Annotated in this window: 11 protein-coding genes; 7 read left to right on the top strand and 4 right to left on the bottom strand. The window is 71.8% G+C overall.

The annotated features are described in order from the left end of the window. Positions 1 to 1,037 precede the first annotated feature (1,037 nt). The 3 genes from KY5_RS18290 to KY5_RS18280 all read left to right on the top strand — a co-directional run bounded on the left by KY5_RS18290 (position 1,038) and on the right by KY5_RS18280 (position 6,572). Entirely contained in the window at positions 1,038 to 1,982 is a 945-nt protein-coding gene (locus KY5_RS18290) for a DUF3027 domain-containing protein (protein ID WP_098243271.1), read from the top strand. Between the two features lie 327 nt (positions 1,983 to 2,309). Next, positions 2,310 to 5,522 (top strand): sacsin N-terminal ATP-binding-like domain-containing protein, encoded by a 3,213-nt coding sequence (locus tag KY5_RS18285; protein WP_098243270.1) that lies wholly within the window; start codon positions 2,310 to 2,312, stop codon positions 5,520 to 5,522. A 219-nt stretch (positions 5,523 to 5,741) separates the two neighbouring features. Continuing rightward, positions 5,742 to 6,572: a calcium-binding protein gene (locus KY5_RS18280; RefSeq protein ID WP_098243269.1), complete on the top strand. Its 831-nt coding sequence runs from the start codon at positions 5,742 to 5,744 to the stop codon at positions 6,570 to 6,572. 15 nt (positions 6,573 to 6,587) lie between these two features. Here KY5_RS18280 and KY5_RS18275 read toward each other — a convergent pair whose 3' ends face one another. Then, the gene (locus KY5_RS18275; protein ID WP_098243268.1) at positions 6,588 to 8,990 is read right to left on the bottom strand and encodes an HAD-IC family P-type ATPase; all 2,403 of its coding nucleotides are present in this window, start codon (positions 8,988 to 8,990) and stop codon (positions 6,588 to 6,590) included. 117 nt (positions 8,991 to 9,107) lie between these two features. Beyond that, positions 9,108 to 9,401 carry a DUF2530 domain-containing protein gene (locus tag KY5_RS18270; RefSeq protein ID WP_098243267.1) on the bottom strand — a complete coding sequence of 98 codons (294 nt, stop codon included), beginning with the start codon at positions 9,399 to 9,401 and terminating at the stop codon, positions 9,108 to 9,110. Between the two features lie 200 nt (positions 9,402 to 9,601). Here KY5_RS18270 and KY5_RS18265 point away from each other — a divergent pair, with 200 nt between their 5' ends. Next, positions 9,602 to 11,050, top strand: coding sequence for an NCS2 family permease (locus KY5_RS18265; protein WP_098243266.1), 1,449 nt, complete (start codon positions 9,602 to 9,604; stop codon positions 11,048 to 11,050). A gap of 95 nt (positions 11,051 to 11,145) precedes the next feature. Here KY5_RS18265 and KY5_RS18260 read toward each other — a convergent pair whose 3' ends face one another. After that, the gene (locus KY5_RS18260) at positions 11,146 to 11,328 is read right to left on the bottom strand and encodes a ribbon-helix-helix protein, CopG family (RefSeq protein ID WP_098243265.1); all 183 of its coding nucleotides are present in this window, start codon (positions 11,326 to 11,328) and stop codon (positions 11,146 to 11,148) included. Positions 11,329 to 11,471: 143 nt separating this feature from the next. Here KY5_RS18260 and KY5_RS18255 point away from each other — a divergent pair, with 143 nt between their 5' ends. Further along, a complete protein-coding gene (locus tag KY5_RS18255; protein ID WP_055555858.1) occupies positions 11,472 to 11,909 on the top strand; it encodes a MarR family winged helix-turn-helix transcriptional regulator in 438 nt (145 codons plus the stop codon). Positions 11,910 to 11,979: 70 nt separating this feature from the next. Further along, entirely contained in the window at positions 11,980 to 13,326 is a 1,347-nt protein-coding gene (locus tag KY5_RS18250) for an MFS transporter (protein WP_199843132.1), read from the top strand. 31 nt (positions 13,327 to 13,357) lie between these two features. On the opposite strand, the gene KY5_RS18245 is transcribed toward KY5_RS18250, so the two are convergent. Further along, a complete protein-coding gene (locus tag KY5_RS18245) occupies positions 13,358 to 13,888 on the bottom strand; it encodes a GNAT family N-acetyltransferase (RefSeq protein ID WP_418952791.1) in 531 nt (176 codons plus the stop codon). Between the two features lie 47 nt (positions 13,889 to 13,935). Here KY5_RS18245 and thpR point away from each other — a divergent pair, with 47 nt between their 5' ends. Then, entirely contained in the window at positions 13,936 to 14,526 is a 591-nt protein-coding gene (gene thpR / locus KY5_RS18240; RefSeq protein WP_098243262.1) for an RNA 2',3'-cyclic phosphodiesterase, read from the top strand. Positions 14,527 to 14,567 lie beyond the last annotated feature (41 nt).

Genomic DNA, 14,567 nt, shown 5'->3' with positions numbered 1-14,567 from the left:
CCCCTTTGGGGGGTGTCCTAGTGCGGATACGTGGCCGGGGGCCTTGGGGGGGGCTTGTGCGTGCGGCGGGTGGGCGGTCCCATGGCCACTCCACCCCGCCGCTCCGCGCCGGCCTCCCCCCCCGGCACTCCGCACGGCCCGGCACCTGTTCTCCCCCGCTCCGCGAGGGCTTTTCCCGCCCGCCCGCCCAACACTCCGCACGGTCCGGCACCTGTTCTCCCCCGCTCCGCGAGGGCTTTTCCCGCCCGCCCGCCCAACACTCCGCACGGTCCGGGACCTGTTCTCCCCCGCTCCGCGAGGGCTTTTCCCGCCCGCCCGCCCGACACTCCGCACGGTCCGGGACCTGTTCTCCCCCGCTCCGCGGCGGCCATTCCCGCCCGCCCGCCCAACACTCCGCACCGTCCGGCGCGTGTTCCCCCCCCCGCCCGGAGCTCCGCACCGAGCAGCGCCTGTTCTCTCCCCCGCCAGGCGTTCCGCACCAGGCGGCACCTGTTCTCTCCCACCCGTCCGGCTCTCCGCACCGTGTGCTCCTGGGGCGGCGCGGGTTTTTGGCGTGTTGGATTTGGCGGCTGTCCGGGTGTTGTGAGGGGGAAATGTTTGGGCGGGTGGGTGGGGAGTACGGCGCGGAGCGGCGGCGGAGGGAGGGGCGGTGCTGAGGGGGGATGTGCCGAGGGGGCGCAGGGGTGCGGGGCCGAGGAGTGGGGCGGGGTGTGGGGTGAGGGGTGGGGGGAGAGGTGGGGCGGGGGGTGAGGTGTGGGGTGGGTGGGGAGGGGGGTTGGGGAGGGGCGGAATGGGGGGTTGGGGGGTGGGGGCGTACGTCGGTGTAGGCCCAGGGGCCAGGAGAAGGTAGCGTGCGTAGCGCGCCTGCGGCGGTTGTTCTTGGCCGCGCGCCTCTCGGTCATCCCGCAGAATGGGTGACGTAGGTGCGCCCGAGAACGTCGGGCGCGGACGTTGACGCGGCCCTCAGGTCCGCTCCGTCCGTACCCCCGCGTAAGGGTGGCGCACTCGTGAGACGGCGTAGGAGAGAAGCGATACCTGTGAGCGCAGCGACAACGCGAAGCCGTACCCAGCGCACCCCGCGTACCCCGGACCGCCTGTGCGCCGAAGCGGTCGGCCTGGCGCGGGCCGCGGCCGAGGAGGCCGCCGCACCCGGTGTGGTCGGTGAGCACGTCGAGGTCGTCGTGGAGGGCGACCGGGTCGTCACACACCTCTTCGAGTGCAAGGAGTTCGGCTACCGGGGCTGGCGCTGGGCGGTGACGGTCGCCCGCGCCTCGCGGGCCAAGGTCGTCACGCTCGACGAGACGGTGCTGCTGCCGGGCCCCGACGCGCTCCTCGCCCCCGAATGGGTGCCGTGGAGCGAGCGGCTGCGGCCGGGCGACATGGGGCCCGGCGACCTCCTTCCGACGGACGCGGAGGATCTGCGTCTGGAGCCCGGTTTCACCGGCGAGGAGGAGCCGCCGCCGAACTCGGTCGTGTCGGAGGAGATGGCCGAGCTCGTCGAGGCGGAGGACGCCGAGGTCACGGCGGAGCCCTCGGCGGAACTGCCGATGGCGCCCGCGCGCGGCTCGATCGCGGCGGTCGCCGACGAGCTGGGCATGCGGCGCGCCCGGGTCCTTTCCCGGTACGGGCTGCACATCGCCGCGGACCGCTGGGAAGAGGCGTACGGCGCGAAGACCCCGATGGCGCAGGCGGCGCCCGCGGGATGCGTGAGCTGTGGGTTCCTGGTGGCGATCGGCGGTTCGCTCGGTCAGGCGTTCGGTGTGTGCGCCAATGAGTTCGGGCCCGCGGACGGGCGGGTCGTGTCCCTCTCGTACGGCTGTGGAGGCCACTCGGAGGCGGCGGTCATGCCGAAGCCCGCGCGGCCGGCGCCGCCGGTCCTCGATGAGACGCGGGTGGACGTGCTGCCGTTGCGGCCCGCGGCGGATTCCGGGTCGGTGAGCGTGGAAGGGGAGGGACCGGGAGACGATCTCGGCCACTCCTAGTTCCGGCGGCGGGTGACGGTACTCGGCTCGGTGGCGCGGGGCTCCGGGGCTGTTCCTCGGTGCCGTGGCCGCTGTGGTCGGCATAGTGGTGTGCGTCTCCCCGCGGGGCTCATCGGCCCCGTGGCCCGTCCCCTCGGTACCTCTCCCCTCCGCACCGGCCGCTCTCTCCGTTGCCGCTTCGCGGCGTGCTCCCCACCCGCCTGCCCAAACATCTCCCCCCATCACGACGCGGTACCGTTCGCCCGCAAGCAGGGCGAGCACGAGCGGATCAGGCACGCCCCACGCCCCACGCCCGCCCCCCCGCGCCCCAAAAGAAGAGAGACGACCGTGAGCAAGACCGTGCGGCCCGCGGCCGAGGGCATCGATCCCTTCGGCACCGCCCGCCTCCGCCGCGGAGTCCTCGACGCCTGGGCCGCCGCCCCACCCCGCTTCCGCGAGGACGCCAACGCGGAAGAGGACCTCGCGCTCGGCGGCTACCGGGACCGGCTCGTCGTGGAGTTGGCGCAGAACGCCTCGGACGCGGCCGCCCGCGCGGGCGTTCCCGGGCGGCTCGCGCTGACCCTGCGCGACGGCGTGCTCGCCGCCGCGAACAGCGGTGCCCCGCTGGACGCGACCGGTGTGGAGTCCCTCTCCACCCTGCGCGCCTCCGCGAAGCGGGAGACCCCCGAAGGGGCCCGGGGAACGAGCGTGGGCCGCTTCGGCGTCGGCTTCGCCGCCGTGCTCGCCGTCTCCGACGAGCCCGCCGTCGTGGGGCGCACCGGCGGCGTCCGCTGGTCCCTCGCCGAGGCCCGTGAACTCGCCGCCGAGACCGCGAGGTTCAGCCCGGGCCTGGGCGACGAGATTCGCCGCAGGGACGGCCACGTCCCCCTGCTCCGGCTGCCCATGGCGGCGGAGGGCACCGCGCCCGACGGGTACGACACGGTCGTCATCCTGCCCTTGCGGGACGCCGCCGCCGAGGACCTGGTCGCCCGGCTCCTGGCCGGGGTCGACGACGCCCTGCTGCTCGCCCTGCCGGGGCTCGCCGAGGTCAGCATCGAGACCCCGGACGGCACCGTCCGTACCCTGCGCCGCCGCGCCGAGGCCCCGTACACCGTGGTCGATGACAGCCGCGACGGTACGACGCGCTGGCGCACCGTCAGCAGTCAAGGCGCGCTCGACGCCGCCCTGTTGAAGGACAGGCCGGTCGAGGAGCGGCTGCGTCCGCACTGGTCGGTCACCTGGGCCGTGCCCGTGGACCGCGAAGGCGCCCCCGAGCGGCCGCGCAGCACGCCCGTCGTGCACGCGCCGACGCCGAGTGACGAACCCCTCGGCGTACCGGCGCTGCTGATCGCGTCGTTCCCGCTGGACACCGCCCGGCGGCATGCCGCGCCGGGGCCGCTGACCGACTTCCTGGTGGAGCGCGCCGCCGAGGCGTACGTCGAACTCCTCGCCGACTGGCGGCCCGTCACCGAAGCGATCATCTCGCTGGTGCCGGGGCCGCTCGGCAGGAGCGAGCTGGACGGCGCGCTGCGCCAGGGCATCCTGGAGCGGCTCCCGCGCACCGCCTTCCTGCCGCCCGCGCTGCCCCGGACCGCGGCCGCCGAGGGGGCCGAGGGGGCCGAGGACACCGGGATCGCCGATCTCCCCGCCCTCGGCGATGACGCCCTGCCCCCGGCCCTGCGCCCCCGTGACGCGGAAGTCGTGGAGGGCGCGGGCGGCGAGACCGTGCGCGTGCTCGCCGAGGTGCTTCCGAGCCTGCTGCCCGCGGGACTCGAACGCCGTTCCGAGCTGCGCACGCTCGGTGTCGCGCGGGTCGCCCTGACCGAGGCCGTCGACCGGCTCGCCGGTCTCGAGCGGGACGCGGCCTGGTGGCGGCGGCTGTACGACACCCTGGCGGGCGTCGACCCCGACCGGCTCTCGGGGCTTCCCGTGCCGCTCGTGGGGGGCGCCTCCCAGGCGTTCGGCTCCGGGGGAGGGCGTACGACGATCGGGCCCCGGCAGGTCCTGCTGCCCGCCGCGGGCGACGAGCGCGATCCCGCGTCGCTCGCCAGGCTCGGTCTGAAGGTCGCCCATCCGGATGCCGTCCACCCCCTCCTGGAGAAGCTCGGCGCGCTCCCCGCGACGCCCCGCGCGATCCTGACGACCCCGCAGGTGCGCGCCGCCGTGGCCGCCTCCCTCGACGACGACACCTGGGACGAGGACGCCCTGGACGCCGACGAGTTGGCGGACGTCGTGCTCGCGCTGGTGCGGGACGCCCATCTCGCGCCGGGCGACGAGCCGTGGCTCGCCGCCCTCGCGCTGCCCGACGAGGACGGTGAACTCGCCCCCGCCGGTGAGCTGGTGTTCCCCGGCAGCGCGTTCGCCGAGGTGATGCGCGAGGACGAACTGGCCCTCGCCGACCAGGAACTCGCCGACCGCTGGGGCGAGCAGCCGCTGGCGGCCTGCGGGGTGCTCGCCACGTTCGCGCTGGTCCGCGCCACTGACGTCGTACTGGATCCGGACGAACTGGAGCCGCGCGAGGGGGACTTCGCCGAGCCCGACGACGCGGGGCTCCTCGACGCCGTGGACGTGTGGTGCGAGGACGTGCTGGACCGGCTGCCCGACACGCCGGTGCCGCCGGTCGCCACCGAGATCGTCGCCGTACGGGATCTGGACCTGGTCGACGACGACTGCTGGCCGCAGGCGCTCGCGATGCTCTCGCGCCCGCCGCTGCGGGACGCCCTGACGCAGCCGCTGCGGGTGCTCCTGCCCGACGGCACGACGGAGACCGTCCGTTCGTACACGGCGTGGTGGCTGCGCGGCCACCACGTCCTGGACGGGCGCCGTCCGGCGGGGCTGCGCGCGGCGGGCGGCGATCCGCTCCTGGTGGGTCTGTACGACGCGGCGGACGCCTCCGGCTTCGGCGACGAGGAGGTGCTGCGGGCCCTGGGCGTGCGGACCTCGGTCGGGGCGCTCCTCGCGGAGCCGGGCGGTGCGGCCGAGCTGCTCGACCGGCTCGCGGATCCGGAGAGGACCGTTTCGCCCGCCCAACTGCACGCGCTGTACGGGGCGCTCGCCGATCTCGACCCGGAGCAGGTGACGCTCCCCGACGAGCTGCGCGCGGTGGTGGACGGCGAGGTCGTGGTGGTCGACGCGGCGGACGCGGTGGTCGCCGACGCGCCGGACCTGCTGCCGCTGGCCGAGGGCGTCCCGCTGCTTCCCGTGCGCTCGCGCAAGGCGGGGGACCTCGCGGAACTGTTCCAGGTGCGGCGGCTGAGCGAGACGGCGGCGGTGGAGCCCGCGGGGCACGGCGTGGAGCACGCGGTGCCCGAGTCGGTGCGGATCCTGCTCGGCTCCGCGACCCCGGAGACGTACATCGAGCACGAGGAACTCGTCGCGGGCGGCGTGGAGCTCGACTGGCGCCGCACTCCGGACGGCACCGTGCACGCGGCGACGCTGGAGGGTGTCGCGGCGGGTCTTGCCTGGGCGGCGGGGCAGTGGCCTCGGCGGTTCGAGGTGGCGGCGCTGCTCGAAGATCCCTCGCGGACCGCGGAGTTGGCGCGGGACCGCTGGTTCGACTGAGGCGCCGAGGCGCGGTGACCGGTTGCGCCTGGTTCCACCCTGTTCGGCAGGGCTGGAGCCCGGCGTTCCCCTTCCCGGTCACATTTTCTTCACTTCTCGTACAACCAGTCCCACCCGTCACAGGTCTGATCTTGCGAGTCAACAGACTCCTAGATCACTGGGACCCCGCGTGACGGCGTGCAACGCACCGCGGGTCCCCTTCTCCAACTGGGGAAACACATGCGCATCCGTGCCACCGTGGCCGCACTGTCCGGCACCCTGGCCCTTTCCGCACTGGCCGTCCCGGCCGCGCAGGCCGCCGACGGCCCGAGCGCCCCGCTCGCCGCTTCCGTCGCCAAGATGGCGAGCGGTGCGAGCGCGGGCGACGCCAAGATCACCAAGGTCACCGTCAACGGTGGCAAGGACGTCGTGATCGGCACCACCGAGAAGAAGAAGTTCACCGTCGCGATCACCGCGACCGACCCGTCCGGCATCGTCGCGGGCAGTGCCTTCCTGTGGCACGGCCCCGACGAGACCCACGTCGACGGCCTCATCACGCCCGATGACTTCGAGGGCAAGTGCAAGGTCGTGAACGCGACCACCTCGACCTGCACGGTGACCGTCGTGGCCGACCCGAAGATCGACTTCGCCAACACCGCGGCCGGCGGCGGCTGGAAGGTCTACGCCAACGCGATCGCCGACGACCAGGACGAGGCCGAGGTCCAGGGGGCCAAGGCCGACGCCCGCATCCAGCGCTACGCCAAGCTCACCACCAACGCCTCCCCGGAGCCCGTGAAGAAGGGCAAGACCATCACGGTCACCGGCGCCCTGACCCGCGCCAACTGGGAGACCTCGAAGTACGCGGGCTACACCGCCCAGTCCGTGAAGCTGGAGTACAAGAAGAAGGGCGCCAGCTCGTACTCCACCGTCAAGACGATCAAGTCCGACTCCAAGGGCAACCTCAAGACCACGGTGAAGGCGTCCGCCGACGGCTACTTCCGCTACGTCTTCGCGGGCACCTCCACCACCCCGTCCGTGACGTCGACGAGTGACTTCATCGACGTCCGCTAGTCGACGCCACCCCGGTTAGGCCGGGAAGCGGCGGTCCACCCAGCGGTAGACGAGTTCGATGGCCCCCGCGGCCACCGCCGCGATCGCGACCGCCGCCCACGGCATCGTCGTGCCCACCAGCTTCAGCTGGAAGAAGTCCTGGAGCCAGGGCACGGTCATGACGAGCAGGAAGCCGAGACCCATCGCGCCGATCAGGCAGAGCCGCCACCACGTGTAGGGGCGGGCGATGATGGCGAGCACCCACATGGCGATCAGGAACAGCGCCAGGGTCGCCGCGCTGGTCTCGGCTTCCCGCGCGCCCGCGCCCTCGTAGTGGTGCCGGGCGAGCAGGTACGTCACGAAGGTGGCGACGCCCGCGATGACACCGCCCGGGATCGCGTACCGCATGACCCTTCGTACGAAGTGGGGCTTGGCCCGCTCCTTGTTGGGGGCGAGGGCCAGGAAGAACGCGGGGATGCCGATGGTGAGCGTGGAGAGCAGCGTCAGGTGCCTCGGCAGGAAGAGGTACTCCACCTGCGAGCAGACCACCAGGAGCGCGATGACGACCGAGTAGACGGTCTTCACGAGGAACAGCGTCGCCACGCGCGTGATGTTGCCGATGACGCGGCGGCCCTCGGCGACCACCGAGGGCAGTGTCGCGAAGCTGTTGTTGAGGAGCACGATCTGGGCGACCGCCCGCGTCGCCTCCGAGCCGGAGCCCATGGACACGCCGATGTCGGCGTCCTTCAGGGCGAGCACGTCGTTCACGCCGTCGCCGGTCATCGCGACCGTGTGGCCGCGTGACTGGAGGGCGCCCACCATGTCGCGCTTCTGCTGGGGGGTGACCCGGCCGAAGACGGTGTTGTCGTCGAGGCTCTGGGCCAGCTCCTCCTGTTCGGTGGGGAGCCTGCGCGCGTCCACGGTGTTCTCCGCGCCGGCGAGCCCGAGCTTGCCCGCGACCGCGCCCACCGAGACCGCGTTGTCACCGGAGATGACCTTGGCGGCGACGTCCTGCTCGGCGAAGTAGCGCAGGGTGTCGGCGGCGTCGGGGCGCAGCCGCTGTTCCAGGACGACCAGGGCGGTGGCGCGCGCGCCCGCGGCCACCTCGGGGTCGTCGAGGGCGCCCGCCGCGCGGGCGAGGAGCAGCACGCGCAGGCCCTGCTGGTTGAGCCCCTCGATCTCGGCGAGGGAGGGATCGCCTTCGGGCAGGAGCACGTCGGGTGCGCCGAGCAGCCACGCCGATTCGGTGCCGTCGCCCTCGCTGAAGGAGGCGCCGCTGTACTTGCGGGCCGAGGAGAAGGGCAGTGATTCGGTGCAGCGCCACTCGTCGGTGTCGGGGTAGGCGTCGATGATCGCCTGGAGGGACGCGTTCGGCCGCGGGTCGGACTCGCCGAGGGCGCCGAGGACCTTCCGTACGTACGCCTCGTCGCTGCCGTTCAGCGGGCGCAGCTCGGTGACGTCCATGCCGCCCTCGGTGAGCGTGCCCGTCTTGTCCAGGCAGACCGTGTCGATGCGGGCCAGGCCCTCGATCGCCGGGAGTTCCTGCACCAGGCACTGCTTGCGGCCGAGCCGGATGACGCCGATCGCGAAGGCCACGGAGGTGAGGAGGACGAGCCCCTCAGGGATCATGGGGACGATCCCGCCGACCGTGTAGGCGACGGACTCCTTGAAGTTGTCGTCCTTGGCGACGAGCTGGGAGAGGACCAGGCCGATCGAGGTCGGGATCATCAGCCACGTCACGTACTTGAGGATCGTGGAGATGCCGGTGCGCAGCTCGGAGTGGACGAGCGTGAAGCGGGACGCCTCCTCGGCGAGCTGGGCGGCGTACGCCTCGCGCCCGACCCTGGTGGCGGTGAACGCGCCGCCGCCCGCGACCACGAAGGAGCCGGACATCATCTTGTCGCCCGGCTTCTTGATGACCGGGTCGGCCTCGCCGGTGAGCAGCGACTCGTCGACTTCCAGGCTGTCGGTCTCGACGGCCTCGCCGTCCACCACGATCTTGTCGCCGGGGCCGAGTTCGATGACGTCGCCGAGGACGATCTCGGAGGTGGAGATCTCGCAGGCCGTACCGTCGCGCCGGACGGTCGGCTTGGCCTCGCCGATGACGGCGAGGGAGTCCAGGGTCTTCTTGGCGCGCCACTCCTGGATGATGCCGATGCCGGTGTTGGCGATGATCACGTAGCCGAAGAGGCTGTCCTGGATCGGCGCCACGAAGAGCATGATCACCCACAGCACGCCGATGATGGCGTTGAAGCGGGTGAAGACGTTCGCCCGGACGATCTCGCTCAGTGACCTGCTGCTGCGGATCGGGACGTCGTTGATCTCGCCGCGGGCGACCCGCTCGGCGACCTCGGCGGCGGTGAGGCCCGTGGACCGCCCGTGGGGCGGTGGCACCGGGTGGACCGGGTCGAGTTCGGCGCCCGCGTCGATATGCGTCATGCATCGACCGTAAGGGGGGATATGGGGCTTCACCCCTTGAGTGCGCAAAAGATCCGACCACGGGAGGAGACGGCCCGTCCCGTGGGTGTACGGCCGCGCAGGGGCGCGGGGACCTTCCTACCGCGCCTCTGGGACCTTCGGCCCGTTGCTTTCCGTGCTCTCCGTGCCGGCCGCGGCCCGCTTGATCGCGGCGTCCCTGCCGCGCACGTACCAGATGCCGATGAGGCCGAGGCCCGCTCCGGCCAGGCAGGTCCACACCCACCAGGTCGCGTCGCGGTCGTCGAACCAGCCGTAGAAGGGGAGCTGGGCCAGGAAGAGGACGAACCAGAGGATCGTGCCGCCCGTGATGGTGGCGACCACGGGCCCCTCCAGGGGCTCCGGCGCCTCGTGTGTTGGGGTCCACTTCGCCATGGGTACAGCTTACGAGGGGCGGGCCACGTCCCGTACACCCCTTGGGGCACAAGGGTCTACGCGCGGAGATAGCGATTTCGCTCTCATGTATTCATACTGAAACGGCTCGTTAATGGCCGGTTGTTTTCGTAAGAAGAAACAAATCGAACCGAAGTCGCCGCTTAACGATCTTTCCCTTCTCTGAGTTCATGAGGTCACGCATGTCTCCCTCGGCCAGCGCCCCGGTCGACGCCACAACGCCGCCCCCGAAGCCCCCGCAGGGCGGTCTCGACGGGTACTTCAAGATCACGGAGCGGGGCTCCACCCTGGCCAGGGAGGTGCGCGGCGGCCTCGCCACCTTCTTCGCGATGGCCTACATCATCGTGCTGAACCCGATCATCCTGGGCAGCGCGAAGGATATGTACGGGCATCAGCTCGACAACAAGCAGCTGGTCACCGCGACCGTGCTCACCGCCGCCTTCACCACGCTCCTGATGGGCGTCATCGGCAACGTGCCGATCGCGCTCGCCGCCGGACTCGGCGTGAACACCGTGGTCGCCCTCCAGCTCGCGCCGCGCATGTCGTGGCCCGACGCCATGGGCATGGTCGTCCTCGCGGGCTTCGTCGTGATGCTGCTCGTCGCGACCGGGCTTCGCGAACGCGTGATGAGCGCCGTGCCGCTCGGCCTGCGCAAGGGCATCGCGATCGGCATCGGCCTCTTCATCATGCTGATCGGCCTCGTCGACTCCGGCTTCGTCTCGCGCATCCCGGACGCCGCGCACACCACGGTCCCGCTGCAGCTCGGCGGCGACGGCCACCTCAACGGCTGGCCCGTCCTGATCTTCGTGCTCGGCGTGCTGCTCACCCTGGCCCTGCTCGTGCGCAAGGTGCCCGGCGCCATCCTCATCAGCATCGTCGTCATGACGGTCGTCGCGATGATCGTCAACGCGGTCGCCGACGTGCCCTCCTGGGGTCTGACCACCCCGGAGTGGCCCGGCAACCCCGTCTCCACGCCGGACTTCGGTCTCGTCGGCGAGATCAGCATCTTCGGCGGCTTCGAGAAGGTCGGCGTCCTGACCGGCGTCCTCTTCGTCTTCACCGTGCTGCTGTCGTGCTTCTTCGACGCGATGGGCACGATCATGGGCATCGGCGACGAGGCCAAGCTGACCGACGCAGGCGGCAACATGCCCGGCATCAACAAGGTCCTCTTCGTCGACGGCATCGCCGTCGCCGCCGGTGGCGCCTCGTCCGCGTCGGCCACCACCTGCTTCGTGGAGTCCACCGCGGGCGTCGGCGAGGGGGCCCGCACGGGCTTCGCGAACGTCGTCACCGGCGGGCTCTTCGCCGTCGCGCTGTTCCTCACGCCCATCGCCACGATGGTTCCCTCGCAGGCGGCCACTCCCGCGTTGCTCGCGGTGGGCTTCCTGATCCTGTCGGGGTCCATCCGGCAGATCGACTGGGCGGACTACACGATCGCGATCCCCGCGTTCGTGACGATGCTGATGATGCCCTTCACGTACTCCATCACCAATGGCATCGGGATGGGCTTCGTCACGTTCACCGTTCTGCGGGTGGCGGCCGGGCGGGCGCGTGAGGTGCCCGTTGCCATGTACGTGGTGTCCGCGGTGTTCGCCTTCTACTACCTGATGCCCGCGCTCGGGCTTACGTAGCGGCGTTCTATACCGCGGGCCGGTGGGGGCTGGTCGCGCAGTTCCCCGCGCCCCTTACGGGGCCCTGCCCCTGACGGGGCCGCGCCTCCTGCGGGCTAAGCCGCCCCGTAGAACTTCTCCGTCTTCTCGACCGACGTCGCGAAACGTTCGTCGAAGTCGTCACGAATGAGCGTCCGGACCACGTAGTCCTGGACGCTCATTCCCCTTTTCGCCGCGTGCTGCCGGAGCCGGTCGAGCAGCTCACCGTCTATCCGCAGGCTGAGCACTGTCGATCCCATGCGTGACAGGGTCCACGGGCCCCGCGGGCGGATGCGTCGCTTTCCGAAGTCACCTCACTCATATGGGTGACGAAAGGGTTCGGTCGCTGGTGCGCGGGAAACCAAGTGGTCTTTAGCTTGGGTAATGAGTTACGCTAACAAACATGCCGGACCTCTCCCATGGTGACGATGCCGTCGCCGTGAACGCCCTGCGCTCCGCCGTGATGCGCCTGTCCCGTCGACTCAAGCACCAGCGTGTCGACGAGTCGCTGAGCCCCACCGAGATGTCGGTGCTCGGCACCCTCGCCCGCTGCGGCAGCGCCACTCCGGGCGAGCTCGCCCGCAAGGAGCACGTGCAGCCGCCTTCGATGACCCGCATCGTCGCCCTGCTCGAAGCCAAGGGCCTGGTCCGGCTCGAGCCGCACCCCGAGGACCGCCGCCAGAAGGTGGTGACCCAGACCGAGACCGCCGAGGCCATGCTCGAGGAGAGCCGCCGCAAGCGGAACGCCTGGCTCGCCGGGCTCGCCGAGCACCTCGACGAGGACGAGTGGGAGCGGCTGCGCGCCGCCGCCCCCGTCCTGGAGAAGCTCGCGCACCTGTAGTCCCGCGGCACCCCGCGGGCCCTCCCGCCGCCCGTGGGAGCCGTACGTACGCCAAGGAGGCGAACCAACTTTGAGTACGGGATCCGGAGCAGACTCCGCCCCCGCACCAACCGCCCTCGACTCAACCGCCCGCCCCCACAAGTCCTCGATGTTCAGCTCGCTGAAGATCCGTAACTACCGGCTCTTCGCGTCCGGCGCCGTCGTCTCGAACACCGGCACCTGGATGGCCCGCATCACCCAGGACTGGCTCGTGCTCAGCCTCACGGGCTCCTCCGCGGCCGTCGGCATCACCACGGCCATGCAGTTCCTGCCGATGCTGCTCTTCGGTCTGTACGGCGGCGTGATCGCCGACCGGTTCGCCAAGCGGAAGCTGCTCTTCTGCACCCAGGGCGCCATGAGCATCAGCGGACTCTTCCTCGCCGCGCTCACGCTCAGCGGCAACGTCCAGGTCTGGCACGTCTACGCGGCCGCCTTCTTCACCGGCCTCGTCACCGTCGTCGACAACCCGACCCGGCAGTCCTTCGTGTCCGAGATGGTCGGCCCCGACCAGGTCCGCAACGCCGTCTCGCTGAACTCCGCCAACTTCCAGTCCGCGCGCCTCATCGGCCCCGCCGTCGCCAGTGGCCTCACCGCCGCCGTCGGGCCCGGCTGGGCGTTCCTCGCCAACGGCCTCTCGTTCCTCGCGCCGCTGACCGGACTCATGCTGATGCGCACCTCCGAGCTGCACCACACCCCGCGCAAGCCGCGCGGCAAGGGCCAGCTGCGGGAGGGCCTGAACTACGTCTCCAAGCACCCCGAGCTGATCTGGCCGATCGTCCTCGTCGGCTTCATCGGTACCTTCGGCTTCAACTTCCCGATCTGGATGAGCGCCTTCGCGGACGACGTCTTCCACGGTGGCGTGGGGATGTACGGGCTCTTCAACACGTTGATGGCGGTCGGCTCGCTGGCCGGCGCGCTGCTCGCGGCCCGGCGCGGGACCTCGCGCCTGCGGCTGCTCGCCGGGGCCGCGATCGCCTTCGGCGTGCTCCAGATCGTGGCCGCCTTCGCGCCCGAGCTGTGGATGTTCGTCGCGCTGATCGTGCCGATCGGCATCCTGGGCCTGACGGTGAACGTCACCGCCAACTCCTCGGTCCAGATGGCCACCGACCCGGAGATGCGCGGCCGGGTGATGTCGCTCTTCATGATGGTCTTCACGGGTGGCACCCCGCTCGGCGGACCGCTCTTCGGCTGGCTCGCCGATGCCTACGGGGTCCGGGTCAGCATGGCCATCGGCGGCCTCGTCTGCGCGCTCGCCGCGGCCGGTGTCGGCCTGATGCTGGCGCGCGCCGCGAACCTCCGCCTCAAGGTGGACCTGCGGCGCGGCCGCCAGCACCTGCAGTTCGTGCCGAGGGAGCGGGAGCTCGCGACCGCGGCGTGAGGGCGCCCCGGGGCCCGGGGGCGTGGTCCGGTCAGACGCGCTGTGCGAGCACCTGGCCCGGCCAGCTGCCGTCCGGGCCTGTGAAGGGCTCGGTCGCGGTGAAGCCGTTGCTCTCGTAGTACGCGACGAGCGCCCGGTCCTCGCCCCGGTAGCAGTCGACCCGCAGCAGGGAGACGCCCTGCGCGCGGGTCTCCTCCACCGCGTGGGCGAGGAGCGCGCGGCCCACGCCCCGGCCCGCGTACCGGCCGTGGTCGGCGGCGAGCAGGTGGATGTACCGCTCGGGCTCATCGGCCGCCGGGATGATGTCGCCGCCGGGACCGTCGGTCAGCGTGAGCGTGCCCACCACGGTGCCTCCTATCTCGGCCATCCAGGGGTCTCCCGTCGTCACGTACTTCTCGACCATCGCGACCGCGTTCGGGTTGGTGGACCAGGGCTTGGTGCCCCACTGCCCGGTGCGGCCCCGGGCGACGAGCCACTCCACGGCGCCGTCGAAGAGAGCGATGACCGCGGGGATGTCGTCGGCCCCGCCCTTCCTGATCCTGATGGGTTCCATGTCACTCATGGGGGGAGGCTAGGGCCTGGCCGCCGGGCAGGCCCTAACGTCACCCCATGAGACTCTTCGCCGCGGTCCTGCCGCCGGACTCCGCGACCTCCGAACTGGCTCTCGCCGCCGACAAGCTGAAGGAGCTGCCCGGCGCCGACCGGCTGCGCTGGACCGGCCGGGCGGGCTGGCACTTCACGCTCGCCTTCCTGGGAGAGGTGCCGGACAGCACGCTGCCGGACCTCACCGCGCGCCTGGAGCGGGCCGCACACCGCACACCTCCCTTTCCGCTCGCGCTGCGCGGGGGCGGACACTTCGGGGAGCGGGCCCTGTGGGCGGGCGCCGCGGGCGACGTGGCCGCGCTGCGCCTGCTCGCCGCGCGGGCGGACGCGGCGGCGCGCAAGGCGGGCCTCGTGATGGAGGAGCACCGGCGCTATCGCCCGCACCTCACGCTGGCGCGCGCCAAGGGGGAGACGGACCTCACGCCGTACGTCGACGCGCTCGCCCCCTTCGACGGCACGGCCTGGACGGTGGCCGAGCTGACTCTCGTACGCAGCAATCTGCCCGTGAGCGGGGTGCCCGGGGAGCGGCCGCGCTACGAGGTGGTCGGGCGGTGGCCACTGGGAGGCGCCGCCGGGGGAATCGGAGCGGCCGGTTAACCTCGATGGTGTGGACCCGAAAACCAGGAACCAGGTCATGG

It is taken from the genome of Streptomyces formicae (assembly GCF_002556545.1).
Lineage (GTDB): Bacteria > Actinomycetota > Actinomycetes > Streptomycetales > Streptomycetaceae > Streptomyces > Streptomyces formicae_A.
The sequence above is the reverse complement of the archived record's forward strand: the minus strand, read 5'-3'. Positions and strand labels throughout refer to the sequence as shown.

Bases quoted from the DNA above. Each gene is read 5' to 3' on its own strand.
- KY5_RS18255 (WP_055555858.1), top strand. From the start codon at position 11,472: ATGCCGGACCTCTCCCATGGTGACGATGCCGTCGCCGTGAACGCCCTG.
- KY5_RS18275 (WP_098243268.1), bottom strand. From the start codon at position 8,990: ATGACGCATATCGACGCGGGCGCCGAACTCGACCCGGTCCACCCGGTG.
- KY5_RS18265 (WP_098243266.1), top strand. From the start codon at position 9,602: ATGTCTCCCTCGGCCAGCGCCCCGGTCGACGCCACAACGCCGCCCCCG.
- KY5_RS18270 (WP_098243267.1), bottom strand. From the start codon at position 9,401: ATGGCGAAGTGGACCCCAACACACGAGGCGCCGGAGCCCCTGGAGGGG.
- KY5_RS18260 (WP_098243265.1), bottom strand. From the start codon at position 11,328: ATGGGATCGACAGTGCTCAGCCTGCGGATAGACGGTGAGCTGCTCGAC.
- KY5_RS18280 (WP_098243269.1), top strand. From the start codon at position 5,742: ATGCGCATCCGTGCCACCGTGGCCGCACTGTCCGGCACCCTGGCCCTT.
- KY5_RS18245 (WP_418952791.1), bottom strand. From the start codon at position 13,888: ATGAGTGACATGGAACCCATCAGGATCAGGAAGGGCGGGGCCGACGAC.
- thpR (WP_098243262.1), top strand. From the start codon at position 13,936: ATGAGACTCTTCGCCGCGGTCCTGCCGCCGGACTCCGCGACCTCCGAA.